General features: G+C 67.2%; 12 protein-coding genes, 1 tRNA gene and 1 other RNA gene. 8 read left to right on the forward strand and 6 right to left on the reverse strand.

Going from position 1 to position 19080, the window contains the following annotated elements; translation table 11 throughout:
• Window positions 1-29 precede the first annotated feature (29 nt).
• The 4 genes from NZ773_01205 (at window position 30) to rnpB (ending at window position 5714) form a co-directional block, all read left to right on the forward strand.
• Complete coding sequence (locus tag NZ773_01205; protein MCS6800550.1) at window positions 30-4463, forward strand: DUF2298 domain-containing protein; 4434 nt, start codon at window positions 30-32, stop codon at window positions 4461-4463.
• On the forward strand, window positions 4460-4591 hold the full coding sequence (locus tag NZ773_01210; protein ID MCS6800551.1) for a hypothetical protein: 132 nt from the start codon (window positions 4460-4462) through the stop codon (window positions 4589-4591). The genes NZ773_01205 and NZ773_01210 overlap by 4 nt, the downstream gene beginning before the upstream one ends.
• Window positions 4573-5343, forward strand: a complete 771-nt coding sequence (locus NZ773_01215) for a 50S ribosomal protein L11 methyltransferase (protein MCS6800552.1) — start codon at window positions 4573-4575, stop codon at window positions 5341-5343. Before NZ773_01210 ends, NZ773_01215 begins: the two co-directional genes overlap by 19 nt.
• Before the next feature lie 7 nt (window positions 5344-5350).
• Window positions 5351-5714, forward strand: an RNA gene (gene rnpB / locus NZ773_01220) — RNase P RNA component class A.
• 20 nt (window positions 5715-5734) lie between these two features.
• Here the strand turns inward: rnpB and NZ773_01225 are convergent.
• The 3 genes from NZ773_01225 to rpoD all read right to left on the reverse strand — a co-directional run bounded on the left by NZ773_01225 (window position 5735) and on the right by rpoD (window position 8053).
• Entirely contained in the window at window positions 5735-6037 is a 303-nt protein-coding gene (locus NZ773_01225) for a hypothetical protein (protein ID MCS6800553.1), read from the reverse strand.
• 24 nt (window positions 6038-6061) lie between these two features.
• Window positions 6062-6868 carry an SH3 domain-containing protein gene (locus tag NZ773_01230; protein MCS6800554.1) on the reverse strand — a complete coding sequence of 269 codons (807 nt, stop codon included), beginning with the start codon at window positions 6866-6868 and terminating at the stop codon, window positions 6062-6064.
• Between the two features lie 141 nt (window positions 6869-7009).
• Window positions 7010-8053: an RNA polymerase sigma factor RpoD gene (gene rpoD / locus NZ773_01235; protein MCS6800555.1), complete on the reverse strand. Its 1044-nt coding sequence runs from the start codon at window positions 8051-8053 to the stop codon at window positions 7010-7012.
• Between the two features lie 704 nt (window positions 8054-8757).
• On the opposite strand from rpoD, the gene NZ773_01240 reads away from it, so the two are divergent.
• From NZ773_01240 to NZ773_01250, 3 genes are read left to right on the forward strand one after another with little or no spacing between them, the layout of a single operon-like run.
• Window positions 8758-10056 carry a PEGA domain-containing protein gene (locus NZ773_01240; protein ID MCS6800556.1) on the forward strand — a complete coding sequence of 433 codons (1299 nt, stop codon included), beginning with the start codon at window positions 8758-8760 and terminating at the stop codon, window positions 10054-10056.
• Between the two features lie 16 nt (window positions 10057-10072).
• The gene (locus NZ773_01245; protein ID MCS6800557.1) at window positions 10073-10810 is read left to right on the forward strand and encodes a DUF1684 domain-containing protein; all 738 of its coding nucleotides are present in this window, start codon (window positions 10073-10075) and stop codon (window positions 10808-10810) included.
• A complete protein-coding gene (locus NZ773_01250) occupies window positions 10807-11376 on the forward strand; it encodes an NUDIX hydrolase (protein MCS6800558.1) in 570 nt (189 codons plus the stop codon). Before NZ773_01245 ends, NZ773_01250 begins: the two co-directional genes overlap by 4 nt.
• Here NZ773_01250 and acnA read toward each other — a convergent pair.
• Window positions 11346-14048, reverse strand: coding sequence for an aconitate hydratase AcnA (acnA, locus tag NZ773_01255; GenBank protein ID MCS6800559.1), 2703 nt, complete (start codon window positions 14046-14048; stop codon window positions 11346-11348). The two genes, NZ773_01250 and acnA, sit on opposite strands and share 31 nt — an antisense overlap.
• Window positions 14049-14172: 124 nt before the next feature.
• Here acnA and NZ773_01260 point away from each other — a divergent pair, with 124 nt between their 5' ends.
• Window positions 14173-17175, forward strand: coding sequence for a hypothetical protein (locus tag NZ773_01260; GenBank protein ID MCS6800560.1), 3003 nt, complete (start codon window positions 14173-14175; stop codon window positions 17173-17175).
• Between the two features lie 100 nt (window positions 17176-17275).
• Here the strand turns inward: NZ773_01260 and NZ773_01265 are convergent.
• A tRNA-Glu gene (locus tag NZ773_01265) sits at window positions 17276-17348 on the reverse strand.
• 26 nt (window positions 17349-17374) lie between these two features.
• Entirely contained in the window at window positions 17375-18943 is a 1569-nt protein-coding gene (locus NZ773_01270) for an ABC transporter substrate-binding protein (GenBank protein MCS6800561.1), read from the reverse strand.
• Window positions 18944-19080: the final 137 nt, after the last annotated feature.

The following is a 19080-nucleotide window of genomic DNA, read 5'->3' on the forward strand; positions in this document are numbered from 1 at the left end:
ACGGGAGTTGTCCGCTAGAATCGCCGGTTGTGACGTCCGTTGCTGAGCAGGCACCTCATCCTCTTGCCGCTGCCCCCTCGGCGAGTTCCCGACTTCTCTCGATTGTGCTCCCTCTTGCGCTCGGCGGCATCGCGCTCGCGCTGCGCCTAATTGGGCTGAACTGGGACAACGGCGGTCTCTACCATCCAGACGAACGGTTCATCCTGATGACGGTTGAAGGGCGGATCCGCCTGCCCTGGCCGATCGACCTCGCCGTCCTGCTTGACCCGGCGCTGAGCCCGCTCAATCCCCGGTTCTTTGCCTATGGGTCGTTCCCGCTCTATCTGCTGAAAGCCGTTGCCCATGGCGCCAGCAGCCTGCAGCCCACGTTCGCGACCTCTGATCTCCGCCTGGTCGCCCGAGCGTTGAGCGCGCTCTTCGACACCGGAACCGTGCTGCTGACCTATTTCGTCGGCCTGAAGCTGAGCGGGCGCCTGCTCGGCGCAATCGCCGCGGCGCTTGTTGCCTTTGCGGCGCTCCACATTCAGCTCGCGCACTTTTACGCCGTCGACACCGTGCTCGTCTTCTTTCTGCTGGCGGCGACCCTGCTCTGCTTGCTGCTGATCGAGCGGCCGACATTCGGTAGAGCAGCGCTGCTCGGCGCGGCGTTCGGCCTCGCTCTCGCCACGAAGGTGAGCGCTGCGCCGCTTGCGCTCGCGATCGTCGGAGCGCATCTTCTCGCCGTCTGGAAGCGCGCGCCCGAGGGACGGCTGAGCCCGGTTGAGCGGCTGCTGGGGGGGCTGATCGTCACCTTCGGCACTGCCGCCTTCTTCTTTGTCGTCACGCAGCCGTTTGCGCTCCTCGACCGGGAGACCTTTCTCGCCAACATCACCGAGCAGAGCGAGATGGTCCGCCGCATCCGCGACTATCCCTACACGCGCCAATACATCGATACGCCGAAGTATTGGTATCACATCCACCAGCTATCGCTGTTCGGGCTCGGCCTGCCGTTCGGGATTGCGGGCTGGCTCGGCTTCCTCTGGGCGGTCGGGCGAGCGGCAGTCCTGCGCCAGCGCGGCGAGATTGTTCTCCTTCTCTGGGCGGTTCCGTATTTCGCCATCAATGGCGCCTTTGAGGTCAAGTTTCTCCGCTACCTGCTGCCGCTTATCCCCTTTTTGGCGCTTTTCGCCGCTCGATTCCTGCTCGACCTGACCAGCGCTTTCGCCCGCCTCAGCCCGCGAGGCCGAGCAGCAGGGGGCGCGCTGATGAGCGGCGTCGTTGGCGCAACGGCGCTGTGGGGTCTTGCCTATGTGCAGATCTACGCGCGCCCCCATCCGGCCACCGCGATGGCCGCCTGGATGACAGCGAATGTTCCTGCCGGCGCCACGATTGCGAAAGAGCATTGGGAAGAGGGGCTGCCCAATCTCGGGATGTACCGGATCGTCGAGCTGAACCTCTACGACCCCGATGACCCTGCCAAGCTGCGGGCGATGGCGACAGCGCTCGCGACTGCCGACTACCTCCTCTTCTACAGCAACCGGCTCTACGGCACGATCCCGCGGCTGCCCGAGCGCTATCCGATGACCACCGAATACTACCGCCGGCTCTTCGGGGGAGAACTCGGGTTCACCCTCGTCCATGCTGAGGCGAGATATCCCTCGCTCGCCGGCATCGCCTTGATGGAGAACCCCTTTGTCCGCCCGGGGCTGCCGGTGCCCGCGGGGCTCGAGCGTTTTCTCCCCTCGCCGCGACTCGACCTTGGCTTCGCCGATGAGTCGTACAGCGTCTACGACCATCCGCTCGTTTTGCTCTTCAGGCGCACCGAGCCGCTGACGGCGGCCCAGATCGAGCAGCAGCTGGCACCGTTTCTCCCCGCCGGGCCCACCCCCCCCGCCGGCACGGCGCGCCCCGCAACGGGGCTGATGCTTCCCCCGTCGCTCGCTGCCGCGCAGTGGGCCGGGGGGACTTGGCGTGCGATCTTCCCCGACGAGGGGGTTGCTGCCCGGGTGCCCCTGCTCTTGTGGCTTGTCGCGATTGAGGCGATCGGCCTTCTCGCGCTGCCGCTGGCGATGGTCGCGGGCCGCGCGCTGCCCGACCGCGGCGTTCTGCTCGCCAAACCTCTCGGCCTGCTGCTTGTCGCGTGGCTCCCCTTTCTCGGCGCAAGCACCCGCATCGTGCCGTTTGAGCGGTGGAGCATTCTCCTCGCCGCCGCGGTCATTGCGGCGGGCTCGGCAGCGGTGCTCTGGCGAGGAGGGCATCGCCTGCTTGCGGACCTGCGCGGCCGCCAGCGCATGATCCTCGCCGGGCAGGCCGTCTTTCTGGCCGCTTTTCTCGCCTTTGTCTGGATCCGGGCGCTCAATCCTGACCTGTGGCACCCTGCGCGAGGCGGCGAAAAGCCGATGGACCTCGCCTACCTGACCGCAGTCGTCCGCTCCACGTATTTCCCCGCCTACGACCCTTGGTTCGCAGGCGGCTACCTGAACTACTACTACTTCGGCCAAGTGATCGTCGCGACGGTCATCAAGCTGACCGGCATCGTTCCCGAGATCGCCTACAACCTCGCTGTTGCGACGCTGTTCGCCTTCGCCGCCACGCTCGCTTTTTCGGTCGTGCTCGCCCTCACGCGCGTCGGCCGCACCGACCGGCGCGGGGAAGGCGCGGCAATCGCCGGCGGCGTGATCGCCGCCATCTTTGTCTGCGTTGCCGGCAACCTGGACGGTCTGGCGCAGTTGCTCGACGGGCTTCGCGCTGCTGGTGCCGCCGCCGTCCGGACGCAGCTGCCCTTCCTCAGCGGCGCGGCGCAAGCGTGGAGCGGTCTTCTTCGGATCGCGGCGGGTGAAGCGACGATGCCGGCCTTCGACTTCTGGCGCAGTTCGCGGATGATGCCGCCTCAGATCTCTATCACCGAGTTTCCCTACTTCACCTTCTTGTTCGCCGACCTCCACGCCCATTTGATCGCGCTGCCGTTTACGCTCCTCGTCATCAGCCTCGCGCTCAACATTGCCCTCGGCGGGCGAGGGATCGTGCCGTTGCTTTTTGTCGGGCTCGCAACGGGCATGCTGCGGGCAGCGAATACCTGGGACTATCCGACTTACACCGTCCTCGCCATTGCTGCGGTCGGCATTGGCACCCTGCCGCTTGGGCTACAGCGACGGCGCAGCGGCGTAGTGGCGCGTACCCTTGCCTCCCTTCGGCTTCCGCTTCCCTCCCATCCCTTTGCGGCGTGGGGATGGGGAGTCGCGTGGCGGGCAGCGGTTATTCTCGCCGTCGGTTACCTCGCGTTTCTGCCATTTCACCAACACTATGAACTGTTCTACAGCGGGGTCGAACTGTCCAAGGAGACGACGCCGCTGCACCAATATCTCGCCGTCCACGGCCTCTTTCTCTTTCTTGGCGTTTCGTGGCTGGCCTATGAAAGCGCTCGCTGCGCTCGCGGCACGGGCCTCGACCGCCTTGCTGCTATCGTGGCGCGCCATTGGGACCGGCTGCCGCATGTCCTCTCCCTCGCCGCTCGGTTCGGCCGCGCCCCGGTCGGCGCGGCGGTGATGGGGCTCGGCGCGGTCGCATTCGTGGCGGCGCTCCTCGCGCTGCTCGGATTGCCGACGCCCGCACTGATTGTTCTCCTCGTTGTGCCGGCGCTGCTCCTTGCGCTGCGGCGCACGCTCCGCCCGGACCACGACACCCGACGCGACCTAGCTGTGCTTGCATTGCTGGTCCTCGGGCTTGCGCTTGGAGCGCTCGTCGACATCGTTACCGTTCGGGGCGACATCGCTCGGATGAACACGGTTTTCAAGTTCTACCTCCAAGCGTGGGTGCTGCTGGCGGTGGCAGCAGCCTACGCCTTCTGGCGGCTTGTGCTCGACGGACCGTTGGCTGTCGGAACGGCGTCCCGCGCGGCGATGGCTGGCCGCGCGGTTTGGACGACAGCCCTTGCGCTCCTGCTCGCCGGCGCCCTCATTTACCCGGTCGCGGCGACCCCGGCGCGGCTGCGCGACCGCTTTCTCCCCCTGCCGCCCACCTTGGACGGAACCGCCTACATGGCGCACGCGGTCTACCAGGATGAGCGGGGGCCGATCGAACTGCGTCATGACCTCGACGCGATCCGCTGGCTGCGCGACAACCTCGACGGGACGCCGATCATTGTTGAAGGCGTGACCCCGTTTTATCGCTGGGGGTCCCGGGTTACGGTCTATACCGGCCTGCCGACCGTCATCGGCTGGGATTGGCACCAGAAACAGCAGCGGTGGGGCTATCAGCACCTTGTCGATCAGCGGATCGCCGACGTCACCGCCTTCTATACGGGGACCGATCCGAATGCGGCGGCAGCGTTTCTCGCCCGCTACGGCGTCCGCTATGTGATCGTGGGAACAGTGGAACGGAATTACTATCCGCCGGCAGGTCTCGCCAAGTTCGACCAGATGACGGACCGGCTCGAAGCGGTGTACAGAAATGCCGGCACCACGATCTATCGAGTCAAGCTGTGATCGCTCGCCTCAGCTGGGTCGTCGGCCTTGCAGTGGCGCTGTTCTTCCTCTTCCTCGTTCTTCATCCGCCTGTCGCGACGACATTTAATGTCGCCCCCTGTGCCGGAGCATGTCATACGACCCGCTGAGACGAGCGGTTGAAGCGGCGGCGGCGCGATTCGAGCGCTGGCAGCCCCAAGGAGCGCCGGTCACCCTCACGCCGAGCCAACGCGCTGCTCTGATCCGCGATGCGACCGCAATACGGCGTCCCGCCTTTGTGCCGGAGCTTGCGCTCTATCTTGCTGAGGAGCCGTTCACTGTCTGGCAGCGGACCGAAGAGGCAGGAGGGGCCGAACTGCCGCCTCCCTACTGGGCATTTGCTTGGGCGGGCGGGCTCGCCCTTGCGCGCTATCTGCTCGACCACCCAGAAACTGTCTCAGGGCGTACCGTTCTCGACCTCGCCTCAGGGTCGGGACTCACTGCAATCGCGGCGGCGCGTGCGGGCGCGAGGCGGGTTGTCGCGAACGACATCGACCCCTTTGCCCTGACCGCAGCACAGCTGAACGCCGAGGTGAACGGCGTTGCGGTCGAGATGGACGGGCGCGACCTGCTCGGCAGCGAGAGGGTCGACTGGGAGGTCGTGCTCGCCGGGGACATCTTCTATGAGCGCGAGACCGCTGAACGGGTACAGCGCTTTCTGCGTCGCGCGCATGCGTCGGGGGCAGCTGTCCTGATCGGCGACCTCGGCCGGCGCTACCTGCCGCGTCCTTGGCTGATGCCGCTTGCGGTGTATGAGGTGCCGGTGGAGGCGGCGCTCGAGGATCGGCCGGTAAAGCGGACAACCGTCTGGCGATTTCGCGAGGAGAGCGAACTTCCTCCCCTTTCTCTCGGATATACTTAAATAGACTCGACCGGGCCGGGCGACCGCTCGCCAGTGGCGAGAGGAAAGTCCGAGCTCCAGCGGGCAGGGTGCTGGGTAACACCCAGGGGGGGCGACCCCACGGAAAGTGCAACAGAAACATACCGCCCGCCATCAGCGGGTAAGGGTGAAATGGTGCGGTAAGAGCGCACCGGCGACCGGGTGACCGGTCGGCCGTGCAAACCCCACCCGGAGCAAGGCCAAATAGGGGGGCGGCCGCATACCTCGGCCGCAGGAGGGTGCCCGCCCCGCCCCCGGGTAGGCCGCATGAGGCGGCGAGTAATCGTCGTCCCAGAGAGATGGTCGCCGCGGAGCATTCCGTACAGAACTCGGCTTATAGGCCCGGTCGGGTCATGTGTTTTTCGGCTACGCGCTAGCGCGCTGCCTTTGCCTCGTCGAGAAGGGCTTCCGCCCGCGGGAGGAGGCGGCTCAGCGCCTCCCGCGCCCCCTCGCTGATCTTCATCCTGTCTAGGATGTGCCGGATCATCTTGATCAGATAGTCCAGTTCCTCGGATGACAGCCACAGCGCCCGCAAGTCTTCTTCGCTATCGCCGCTGAGCAGGAACTCGGTGTTTGCGGGGAGCGAATCGACGGTGATCTGACGCGACCCCATCGTGATGCTGAGCGCGCCGACATAGCGGTCGAAGAGGACGCTCACTCGTTCCTCATGGTTCATCCGGAACTCCTCTCCTCGGGGCAGTTAGGACTGGCGCTCGATCCACCCCGAGTAGGCCCATCCCTGTGCCGTGCCATCCGCCGTCTGGACAAGATACCACTTCGCTGGCTCAGGCAACGTGGGGTCGAGGATCTCGCCGGCCGCGCTGTTGATCAGCCGCAGCCGCGTTCCGCTGCGGACGACGCTGCGCTGTTCGCTGTCGCTTCGCGCCTCGCTTCGCAGGCGAAAATCTTGCTTCGCGATCCCCGCGACGCCCGCAGGCCGGGTCGGGGTCGCCACCGCTCCGCCGACGAGCCCCGTGCCAAACCCGTTTGTCGCTAGGAACCCGACCGTGCCGCCGATGCCGAGCAGCAGGCAGAGAACGAGGGGAACCGCCAGCACCGCCAGCCAACGGGCGCTGCGCTGCGGCGCTGCTGGGAAGGGATCGGCCGGCGTGGGAGGAACTGCCCCGGCGCGCTCTCGCTCCTCGTTGCCGAGTTCCGGAGGCGCCTCCGCAGCCTGCTCCGGCAGGTCGAAGGACGGGTCGACAGCGAGAGGGCGGGTCGGCACGGTGGCAGGCTGGCGCGGCGGCGCGACCGGCTCAGGGGCGACAGCGCGGATTCGCAGGGAGGGGCGAGGCGCAGCCGCATGCCGAGGGTCGGCGGGCTCCCAGCGGTCGGGGATTTCGGAAAGGGGACGCGCGCAGTTCAGCTCGCGCGCCTTGACTAGGACCATCGCGGGGGGCTTGACGAGCTCGGGATGAGTGCACCACCCCTGCCCCGGGATCGGCGATGGGCGGTAGAACCGGCAGGTGCCACAGCGGCGTCCTCCCCCGGTAAACGGCAAGCTCATCCGCTCCTCCGACCTTGCGGCGCGCCGGCCCCCGCACGATCACACCGCGCTGATTGGGATGGGCGACGCAAAAAGTCTATCCAACCCGGGAGCAAGACGCCATAGCTTGACGGCTGATGCCTGGCTCGTTGCTAGATGTGGCTAGTCCTTGAAAAATTCGCGCAGACGCTTGCGCCGGCTCGGCTGGCGGAGCTTGCGCAGCGCTTTCGACTCGATCTGGCGGATCCGCTCGCGGGTGACGCCCAACTCGTGGCCGACTTCCTCAAGCGTTCGGCTCCGGCCGATATCAATCCCAAAGCGCAGCTCGAGGACACGGCGTTCACGCGGACTGAGCGAGTGCAGGACACGCCCGACTTGGTCTTGGAGGAGCCGTTTCGATGCTGCTTCGAGGGGGGCCGGCGCGCTCTTATCCTCGATCAGGTCGCCAAGCACGCCATCCTCGTCTTCGCCCACCGGCGTTTCGAGCGACACTGGCTTCAGCGAGAAGCGAATGATCTCGCGGACACGGTCGGCGCTGATCCCAAGTTCTCCGCCGATCTCCTCAGCAGTCGGCTCGCGCCCGAGCTGCTGCTGCAAGGTTCGAGAAGCGCGGATCAGGCGGCTGATTGTCTCGATCATGTGGACCGGGACGCGGATCGTGCGCGCTTGATCTGCGATCGAGCGCGTGATCGCTTGGCGGATCCACCAGGTCGCGTAGGTCGAAAACTTAAACCCTCGCGTCGGGTCAAATTTCTCGACCGCCCGCATCAGCCCGATATTGCCTTCCTGGATCAGGTCTAGAAGCGAGAGGCCACGGCCGATATACCGCTTCGCGATCGAAACGACGAGCCGCAGGTTGGCTTCAATCAAGCGGCGCTCCGCTTCTCGTCCGCGCTCGATCGCTCGGCGCAACTCGATTCGCTCCGAGTCCGACAACTCGGCGGCGACAAGCCGCTGCTCTGCCTCGCGGCCCGCCCGGTAGGCGGTTGCCAGTTCGACTTCATCCTGCGCGGTCAAGAGGGAAATCCGCCCGATCTCGCGGAGATACATCCGGATCGAGCCGTCTGCGCTGTCGCGCGCCTGCTCAAAGGCCGCTTCTAGGTCTTCCTCCGCCTCGAGCAAAGCAGCGACCGGGTCGTCGCCTCGTTCGGCTGCGATCAGCTCCGCTTCGGAAGGAAGATCGTCATCGGAGGAGCCCGCCGACATCGCTTCGAAATGCGCCCACGAGAGGAACTCACTCTCTTCTCGGGAGCGAGACGATCGCGCAGAGCGCGCCGAGGATGGGAGACGGCTGTCGGCCGGAAGGTGGGGCGCCGGTTGCGAGGTGGGATGACTCACCTCAACCTCCGTGTCGGACGGGAAGGTGGTATCCCGACCGGATCGCCATCTTCAAACGTAGTCGCATCCTACCAAAGCAGCACATCATTGTCAAGATGCCTGCTGCAACGTAGTTGTCACGAGAATTTGCGCGGATGACGCGAATGAGTTGAGCGCGCCGCTGCTCCCTGCACGCTGGGGCGCCTTTCCGACCTCGTTCCCGGCAGCGCCAGCCGGACGAGCGGCAGTCATCGTGGCGCTCTTGAGAGCCGTTGGCGCAACAGTGCTGCGGCGCTGCGGGAGGCGGGCGCCGCCTTCACTAGGCGCAGTCGGGCTCGACCCAGTCTCGAGGGCAACGGCGCTTCGCGCTGCAGCGCCGCGGGAATCAGGTGAGGAGCGCTCCTCGCGGGCAAGGGCGCGCCGCCGCAGGTTCGGATGACCTCGGCAAGGACTTCGCTTCCCCCGTCCTCCGGCTGCTGCGGTGCTCTCGATGAAGCGGTACCGGCCGATGCGCGTTTCCTCCCGAGGGAAAAATGCGTGTCGGCCGCGGGTATCTTCTTCGGCCGCGTCCGCCGCTGCGGTATGATGCCGCCATGATTGTCGAACCAGATACGCTGACGGGATTAGACGCCGGGACCGTGCTTCGCGGCCGCTACCGGCTGCTTCACGCCACCGCCGCAGCGGGAGGAACGGTCCGCGCTTTCGACCTCCTGCGCCAAAAGGCGGTGGCGCTTCGGCTGTATGGACCGACGGTCGATGAGGCGATCCGGCGGCGGGTTCGCGAGCGCGCAGGGCGTCTCAGTGCAGTCGTCACGCCGGCGATTGCGCCGCTTCTCTCTTTTGATGAACAGGGCGACTGGTCGCTCGCTGTCCGGGCGTGGGTGGAGGGTGCGCCGCTGGCGGCGGTTGTCGCTCAGCGCGGTCCGCTCAGCCCCCCTGCCTTCGCTCAGCTGGCCGGCACGCTGCTGGAGGCGATCTCGGCCCTGGAGCGCGCTGGTCTGCGGCACGGCGCGCTCTCGGCACGAAACATCATCCTCAGCGGTGACAACGACACCGACAATGAAGCGGTGGTGGTCGATGCCGGACTTGCCGCAGCAGAGGAGGACGACCTCGCCCTCGCTGCCGAGCTTCGCCATGCCGGCACGGTGCTGGCACTTGCGCTCGGCCTCGGGGAGCGGTTTGACCCTCGGGCAGCGCGTCAGCAGCTTCATCACGGCGGCGCGCTCGTCGACGTGCTGAGCCGTCTCGTCTCGGGGCAGCCTGCGAGCTTTGAGAGCGTTGACGCTGCCCGCGACACCCTGCTGGAGGCGATCGAGGCGTGGCGTGTCGGCCGCGAGCTGGTTCCGAGTTCGCCTCCGCACGAGACGTTGTCGAGTGCCGACGCGCCTGCGCAACCGGCGTCCGGCGGCGAGGAACCGGCGACGGTGACTGGAGAAGCGCCGGCTGCACCCCGCTCGATCCGGATCATCGGTATGCCGCTGGGGGCGCGGGTCTGCTGGGACGGTCGCGAGGCAGGGGTCACGCCGCTCGTCGTCGTTGACCGCGACCGCGGCGCGCACCGCATCACGATCGAGGCGGACGGCTACCTTCCCCAACAGATAGCCATTGAGCCGGGCGGCGATGTGACCGTGCAGTACGCCCTCGCTCCCGTCTCGCCGCCTGCTGACGGCGCGCTTGGCCAGAGCGCAGTCCGCTTCTCGTCAGCCGACGCGCCGTTCGACCTCGATGTCACGCCGCCGCGCCGTCGGTGGTGGCGGCGCTGGCATCCGTGGGCGATTTTCGGCGCGGGCGGCGCGGCGATCGTCATCGGGACGGCAACGGGAACGACGCCCCTCCAGCTGCTCGGGCTCGCGACCGCGCTTGGCGCGGTGGGCGCGCTGCTCGCGCGCTAGCTCCTATACTGAGGCCATGCGGGTACGCGCGCTCTCCTCGCTGTTCCTTCTTGCTGCGCTGGCGGCGTTTCTCCTCAGCCCGATCGGCCTCCTCGTCCCGACGGCCATCTGGGTCGGCGCAGCGATCCTCCTCGGCGCCATCGGCATCGGGCTCTGGCTGCGCGCTCCTCGCGCTCTCCCCGCTGCTCCGCTGCGCGACCCTGTGCGCGCAGCCGAGGACGGGGAGCCGCTCGAAGCGCTCCGGGCAGAGCGCGACCGCCTCTTCCGCTACGATCCGGGGTCGCCGCTCCGACCGGAGCAGCGGGAGCGCTTTGCGGGCCTTCGCTACTACCCCGTCGATCCTTCCGCAGTGCTGACCGTCCACGTGGAGGAGTTCGCCGACCATCCGGCGGTGCCGCTGGTAACAAACGCCGGGCAGGTGATGGAGTATCTCCGCTGGGGGGAGGTCCGGTTTGTCTGGCAAGGCGTGGCGTGCCGGCTGACGGTCTATCGGGCCGACCCCGATGACCCCACCCTGTTTGTGCCGTTCGCCGACACCACCAACGGCAGCGAGACCTACGGCGGCGGGCGCTATCTTGAACTGCTCGACCGGGGAGATGGCAGCTACCTGCTCGACTTCAATCGGGCGTATAACCCCTACTGCGCTTACAACGACGAGTGGAGCTGCCCTCTTCCTCCCGCCGAAAACCGTCTTCCTGTCGCCATCCGCGCCGGGGAGAAGCGGTTCGACCTCGGAGGCGCGGGAGTGGAATGAGCGACTTCCGCCCACTCCCTCGGACGCTCTCTTCTACGCCGGCGTACCGCGGCCGCAAAGTGCGCGTGCGGCGCGACCTTGTTGCCCTCGCGGACGGCAGCCTCCGCGAGGTTGATGTTGTGGAGCATCCCGGCTGCGCGGTCGTCGTCCCGGTCGATGAAGCGGGGCAAGTGCTTCTGCTGCGACAGTATCGCCACGCCATCGGCGAGTGGGCGATCGAAGTGCCGGCCGGCGGTATTGACCCGGGCGAGACCCCCGCCGCGTGCGCAGCGCGCGAACTCGAAGAGGAGACTGGCCTGCGTGCCGGCCGGCTCGAGCCGCTCGGCCAGTTTTATACGTCCGACGGCGTGTCGAACGAGCTTGCGCATCTGTTTCTCGCGCGCGATCTCCGCGCCGGGATAGGCCGTGCCGAGGAAGGTGAGCACCTCGAGCCGTTCTGGGTGCCGCTCGAGGAAGCGGTCCGTCTGGTCCGAGCCGGCACAATCCGCTGCGGCCCGACGGCGCTCGCGCTGCTGCTGGCCGACGCCCGCCTGCGTCACGAGGCGCCGGGCGCGCGCTCGGGCTGATTGGCGCGGATCATCTGGCGGAGCACCATCGGCAAGATCCCGCCGTGGCGGTAGTACTCCACCTCGACCTGATTATCGATCCGGGCGATCGCCGAGAACGCCACCTCGCTGCCGTCCGCGCGAACGGCGCGAACGGTCACCGTTTCGCGCGGAGCAATGCCATCGCTGATGCCTTCAATGGAGAAGGTCTCGCGGCCGGTGAGCCCAAGCGCGCTCAGGTTCTGGCCAGGGAGAAACTGCAGAGGCAGGACCCCCATCCCGACCAGGTTGGAGCGGTGGATACGCTCGAAACTCTCGGCGAGCACCGCCCGGACGCCCAGCAGTGCCGGCCCTTTTGCTGCCCAGTCGCGAGAGGACCCGGATCCGTACTCTTTCCCGCCGATCACGATGAGGGGGATGCCAGCCGCCGCGTAGCGCATCGCCGCCTCGTAAATGCTCATCACCTCGCCGGTGGGCAGGTAGGTCGTGAAGTTGCCCTCCCTGCCGTCGGCAAGGGCATTGCGGAGGCGGACGTTGGCGAAAGTCCCCCGCATCATCACTTCGTGGTTCCCTCGCCGGGCGCCATAGCTGTTGAAGTCTGCAGGGTCAACGCCCTGCTCGATGAGATAGCGCCCGGCCGGGCTCGTCCGCTCGATCGCGCCGGCGGGCGAAATATGGTCGGTCGTGACCGAGTCGCCCACCACGACGAGTGCCCGCGCGCCGATGATGTTCTGCAGCGGCGGCGGGTCGAGGCTGAAGTTCGTGAAGAACGGCGCCTCCCGAACGTAGGTGGAGCGGGGATCCCACGCCATGAGCGCGCCTGCCGGCACCGGCAGGCTGCGCCAGCGCTCATCGCCCGCGAAAATAGCGCTGTACCGCTTCCGAAAGTCTTCGGGCCGGACGTGAGCAGCGATCGCGTCCGCGATCTCCCGTGGAGACGGCCAAATATCGGCCAGCATCACTGGCTGGCCAGCGGGGTCGAGGCCAACTGGCTCACTCGTCAGGTCGCGGTCGACGGTGCCGGCGAGCGCATACGCGACAACGAGGGGCGGCGAGGCGAGGTAGGCAGCACGGACGAGGGGGTGAATGCGGCCCTCAAAGTTCCGGTTCCCGCTCAGGACGGCCGCGACGACAAGGTCGCGGGCTTGGATCTCCCCCGCGACGTCGTCCGGCAGCGGACCGCTGTTGCCGATGCAGGTCATGCAGCCGAACCCGGTGAGCGCGAACCCTAGCTGCTCGAGGTACGGCGTCAAGCCGGCATTGTCGAGATAGTCCATCACGACTTGGGAACCGGGCGAGAGGCTTGTTTTGACCGTGGAAGGAACGCGCAGCCCGCGCTCAACTGCCTTCTTAGCGAGCAGCCCGGCTCCGAGCATAACCGAGGGGTTGGACGTGTTCGTGCAGCTTGTGATAGCAGCAATGACGACACTCCCGTGATCGACCGCCGTCTTCTGAGCGACCGCGACATTGCCCGAGCCCGTCTGCTGCTTATCGACCTGCGGAAAGACGGCATGGAAATTGCGCTTCACCTCGCGGAGCGTCAGCCGATCTTGCGGCCGGCGGGGACCGGCGATCGACGGCTCGACGGTCGATAGGTCGAGTTCAAGCGTCTCGCTGTATTCCGGCTCGGGCTGGGTGTCGGTTCGAAACAGCCGCTGTTCTTTGCAGTAGCGCTCGACGAGCTGGACGTGCTCGTCGCTCCGGCCGGTCATGCGCAAGTAGCGCAAGGTTTCCTCGTCAACCGGGAAAAGCCCAGCCGTCGCGCCGTATTCGGGCGCCATATTGGCGATCGTCGCACGGTCCGCAAGCGAGAGTGTGCTCAGCCCGGGGCCGTAGTACTCGACGAACTTGTCAACCACGCCGTGGCGGCGCAGCATCTGGGTGACGGTCAGGACGAGATCGGTCGCGGTCACTCCTTCGCGCAGTTGGCCGCGGAAGCGGAAGCCGACCACGACGGGAGGGAGCAGATAGAGCGGCTGCCCGAGCATCGCTGCCTCCGCTTCGATGCCCCCGACCCCCCAGCCGAGCACGCCAAGCCCGTTGATCATCGTCGTGTGGGAGTCGGTGCCGACGAGAGTATCGGGATAGGCCACGCCGTGCTCGTTGACGGAGACGACTTTTGCCAGGTACTCAAGATTGACTTGGTGGACGATGCCGGCACCGGGAGGAACGACGCGGAAATTGCGGAACGCCTGCTGAGCCCAGCGGAGGAGGGCGTAGCGTTCGCCGTTCCGTTCGTACTCTTTCTCGACGTTGTACTGGTAGGCATCGCGTGTCCCGAAGCGGTCAACTTGGACGGAGTGGTCGATGACGAGGTCGACCGGCATTAGCGGATTGACCCACTGGGGATCCCCGCCGAGACGGGCGAGCGCCGAACGCATCGATGCCAGCGAGACAACGACCGGCACGCCGGTGAAGTCCTGCAGAATGACCCGGCCCGGGAGAAAAGGGAACTCCCGGTCGGAGGCTGGCTCCTTCCCCCACGCCGCCATCGCCGCCACCTGCTCCGGCGTCGCCAAGCCGCCGTCAGCGTGGCGCAGCAGATTTTCGAGGAGGATCCGGACGGTGAAAGGAAGCCGGTCGAGGTTTGTCAAGCCGGCCTGCTCGAGCGCTTCGAGACGATAGAACGACACGGTCTGCCCGCCGGCATCGAGGGTTGCTCGAGCGCCGAACGGGTCGCGGTGGGTCTGCATCATCATCTCCTGTCTTGTCGCAGCGTTGCGGGGAAGCAGGGAGGTGTCGGCCTCGCGCCGCCGTCTGTCAGGTCTATCGTAGATCACGCCCGATCTCTCGGCCATCTGCTATAGAACTCCCCTCGTGGACCAGCACCCCGACCGCCGGGTCGTTCTTGTTCTGAGCGCGCTTCTGCTCATCCTGTCGCTGCTGCTGTACAAGCTCGGGGGCTACCTTACCGACAGTGAAGCGCGCCTGCTCGACCTGAATTGGCTTGCGCTGACCGACGCCGGCTTCATCCCCTACCGGGACCTGTGGGTGGAGCGGCCGCCGGTCATGGCCGGCTGGTCGTGGCTTGCCTATCGCGCCAGCCTGCTGCTTCCCCCGTGGCACGACTGGCGGCTGTTCTTCGCGCTCTTCGACGGACTCGCAGGTCTTGCGGGCGGCCTCGCTGCGCTCGCGCTTGCCGGCCGCCTCCTCTCGCCGATCCGGCTCGCCGTGCTCGGCGCTTCGCTCGGCCTCCTCGCCTCCGCCATCGCAAGCGACGGGCCGCTGCTGCTGGCTTTCGTCTTGGGGTGGGTTGCGCTGGAGGGCGCATCCCATCGGCGTGCTGCGACGCTCCTCGCGACGGTCTCGCCGTTCGCGGTCGGCCCGCTGTTGCTGCTCGTCCATCTCGCCTGGGGAGTGCTCGTCCAGCGCCGGCTCCTTACGTTCCTCGCGGCTGCCCCCCTGCTCGGAGCAGTGGGCGCAGCAGCGGTGGCACGCGGCCACGCTTGGGCCTCCGCGGCAGCCACGATTGCGACAGGAGGCGCGCCCCTCTTCACGGCGACCGAGCGCCGCCTCGACCCCGCGCTCGCGCCGACACCCGGAGGCGAGTGGCTGCTCGCGATCGGCTTGGTGCTGCTCGCGGGGCTCGCAGCGCGGCGCATGCGTCTCGGCCTCGCCGAAGGGACGGCGCTCCTCGTCGCTGCCGGCGGTCTGGTCGGTCCGCTTGCCGGTCCTGAGATCCTCTTGATCCTTGCCGCCCTTGCTCTTCTGACGCTCCGGCTTGTTCCGGCGGCGCTCCTTTCGGCGGTCCTGGGGCTCGCCGGCACAGTCTGGCTCGCCGCCGCGGTCGGGGAGCGCGCGCTCCCGACGCTGCTCGGCACCGCAAGCGGCATTGCAGGTGCCCTCGTGATAGCGTCGCGGCGGGCTGCTGGTCTGACGGACGACGGCGGCGCCGCAGCGCAGGGGATCGCCTTCGTTACGCTGCGGCTTGGCGCGCTCCTACTCTTGCGGCCGTTCGGCTATTTCGGCGAATGGAACGACTTCAATTTCTTCCTTGGCTGGGCGCGGCTGGCCGACGAGGGCCTGCTCCCGTTTCGGGATTTTTGGATGGAGCATCCGCCGGTCTTCCCCTCGCTCGTCGTTGTTGCCTATCAGATCGCGCAGCGTTTCCCGGCGCTGCCAGAGGAGCGGGCGTGGTTTAACCTCGCGCTCGGCCTGCTCACCTTTCCGGCAGAGATCGCGGCGCTTCTTGCTGCGCGCCGGATCGCCGCGCGAGCCGATGCGCCCGCAGGCGCCGCGACAGCAAGCTGGGCATACGTGCTGTCGTTCCCGGCGCTGTTCTTCTGGACCGCCGGGTTCGATGGGATGGTGCTCGCGTTCACGCTGCTTGGTCTCGCGGCGGCCCTCACTGGCCGGCCTGGGCGCGCCGGGGTGTGGACGGGGCTCGGCGCCGCGACCAAGGTGCTGCCGGCGGCCGTCGTGCCGGCGCTGATGCTGGCAGTAGGCCGCCGCAGCGCCGTTCGCCTGCTCGCAGCGTTCGGAGCGACCCTGATCGTCATCCTGCTTCCAGTCGTTGCTGTCAACCCGCGTCTTGCCTTGGCCTCCGCAGCCAGTCTGACGACCCGGGGATCGTGGGAGACGGTCTGGGCGCTCGCCGACGGGTACTACCGCGGCGGCGAACTGGTGCCTCCTCGCGCCCGGACCGATCCGGCGACGGTTGCGGCGACGGCGCGGCCTTCCGCAGTGCCATGGCTCCCGGTGGCGGTCGCCAGCGCGGGAGGCTATCTCCTCCTGCTGCTGCGCGCTCGCCGTCCCCTTGCGCCGCGGCGCGCGCTTGCTCTCGCCGCCGCTGCCCTGCTCGGCCTGCTGACGATCTCGAAGGGCTGGAGCCCGCAATTCATTGTCTACCCGCTTGGACTCGTCTTTCTCCTCCTTCCTGCTCGGCGGGCGCTGGTCTACGCCGTCACGCTGGCAGCGGCGAACAGCTTGGAATATCCGTTCGCGCTTCTGCTCCTCGATGGGGAGGCGTGGCCGTTGGCGGTTGCGGTCGTCTGGCGGACGGCCGCGCTCGGCGCGCTCGTCGTCGAACTCCTCGCCATCGGGCTTCCCCTCCCACCGCGGCCGCGGCTGGCCTCCGCCGCCGCCTCCGCGCTCGCGCTCGCGCCGGCTGCGCTCCTTCCGCTCATCGTCTTGGCGCTCGCGCACTACCGGACGCTCTGGCTCGAGCCCGACGACCCGCTCTGGACGAGCCTTACCGACACCCCGCGCTCTGGCGGCCTTCTCGCCGCCTCCGAGGAGCGCTTCCGCCAGCTCACCCCCTATACGTCCGTGCCCATCCTCCGGCCGGTCGCCGGCATGCTGGCGTCCCATGCCCTCGCCGAGCGGCCTTTCTGGCGGGTGCTCGGAGCCGATCCTCCCACGCTTGAGCGGCTTGCCGTCGAACTGGCGCCGGTTGGCGTCTTCGCCGCCCTGCGGCCCGGCTCGCACAGCACGTTCTTCTTGCCGGTCTTGCAGCCGTGGCAGCCGATGACGGCTCATCTCGGCGGCCATGCGCTGCTCGGCTCTTCCGTAACCCGGCTGGAGAAGGAGGACGTGGTGCCTCCGAGCGTGGTCGTGTCGACGCGCTGGGCGATTGGAGAAGCGGGGCCGCGCGACCTCCGCCTTTTTGCGCACCTTATCGGCGAGGAGGGCCAACTGCTCGCCCAGAGCGATGGGCCGCTGCGCCCGACGACGCCGGCGGCGCGCGAACGGATCGATCGGCGGCTCATTCCCCTTGCGCGCGGAGCGGTCGGCCTGCTCGTGGGGCTGTATGACGGGGAGACCGGGGAGCGCCTTCGCGCGCCGGATGGGCGCGACGCGATCGCGCTCCCCTTGCCCTAACCTTCCTGCGACGCCGGACGGTCCGGAGACGCCGCATGGCCTACCGAGCGAAACGGGGCCGACCCAGATGGGCCGGCCCCTTCGTTCGCCCTCCCGGCAGTGCTCCCAAGGGGATTCGAACCCCTGTACCCACCTTGAAAGGGTGGTGTCCTAGGCCCCTAGACGATGGGAGCGGCTGGGGGAGTATACCACGCCGCGGTCAGGCAAGCTTGCGGATCTTGTAGTAGGGCGGGTCGCCGTCGGCCCGCCGGTTGAAGTTGTCCAGCTTCGGGCTGTGCGCCCAGACGATCGTCCCCTGAACGAGGAAGAGATACGGCGGGTCCTCATGCATCACGGCAACGGCGTCCTGAAGCAGTTTCTCGCGCTTCTTCGGGTCCATCTCGCGCTGAGAGGCGGTGAACAGCCGGTCGAACTCCATGTTGTCGTAGCGGCGCGCGCCGCCGGTCTGCTGGGAAGGACTGAACCAAGTAAGAGCGAAGTCGGCGTCGAGAGCCGGCAAGTTGGTCAAGGAGACCCCCGTAATTGGCGCCCGTGCCACCCGGCCGAAGAAGCGGTCGGAGTTCGACCCCGAGTCCGAATATTGCGTGATCTGGGTTTCGATCCCGACCTCGCGCAGCTGCGCTTGGATGAAGGGATAGACTTGATGCATCTCCGCGTTGAACAGATAGGCATCCATGCGGATGGTGAAGCCGTTGGGGTAGCCTGCTTCAGCGAGCAGCTGCCGCGCCTTCGCCGGGTCGTAGGGATACGGCTTCAGGTTTGGGTTGAACCCGAACGTCTCCCGCTGAATCACTTGGCCCTGGTCGGGGATAGTCAGTCCCTTGAAGATCACCCGCGCGATCGCCTCTTTGTCGATGGCGTAGTTGATGGCTTGCCGGACGCGCTTATCGCGGGTAGGGGAGCCTTCGATGATGCTGTCCATCCACGCGCCCCAGCTTGAGCCGGTGTTGAAGGGAACGATGACAAAGCCGGCGGCGCGAAGGGCGTCTACTTGGTCGACGGGGGTTTGGTTGATGGCGTCAAGCTCGCCCGAGCGGAGACCAGCGAGCCGAGCCGATGCCTCGGGAATATAGCGGACGGTGATGCGCTCGAGGGTCGGCTTGACAGTAGGGTGGTCGGGGTTGCGTTCGATGGTGATGCGATCCTGCGGCTTCCAGAAGACGACCTTGAAGGGGCCCGAGCCAATCGGCTTTGCTTCAAACTCGGCGTCGCCGACCCGCTCGATATAGGCCTTGGGCAGGATCGGCACCATCCGCACGCGCACCAGCAGCAGCGGGTCAGGCTCGGCGACCGTGACGTTGACCGTATGCTGGTCGACCCTCGTCGCGCCGCTGATCCGCCCCATTCGGCTGACGATCGGTGACCGTCGCGCAGGATCAAGCGCCCGAGCGTAGGTAAAGACGACGTCGTCCGCCGTTACCGGCGTGCCGTCGTGCCACCGATGGTTTGTCGCCAGTTTGAACTGCCAGGTCGTCTCGTCGAGCTGCCGCCACTCGAGCGCGAGCTGCGGGATCAGCTTGCCATCGTCATCCTGCCCGATCAGCGATTCGTACACCCCGTAGCGGTTGGGGTTTGTCCCGAGCGTGGTCATCGGGTCCATGGTGGCAAAAATGTTGTGGACCCCGACGCTGATCGATTGGTCCGCGGCGAGCTGGAGCGTCGGCTGCGTGGCGGCGCCAGTTGAGGGGGTGGGAGAAGCGGCGGGAGCGCAGGCGAGCACAGTTCCAAGGAGAAAGCAAGCTGCTCCGGCGAACGGAAGTGACCGCATCGAACCTCCAACCTGACCCGATCCAGTGTATACACCGGTTCGTCCTCAGTATACGGAAGTTGATGGGCGTTGCCCGTTTCTCCCGCCGGCGCTCGCCGCAGAAGCACGGAGCGTTCGTGCGAGGCCGGTCGCCGACG

It is taken from the genome of Dehalococcoidia bacterium (genome assembly GCA_025054935.1).
Lineage (GTDB): Bacteria > Chloroflexota > Dehalococcoidia > SpSt-223 > SpSt-223 > JANWZD01.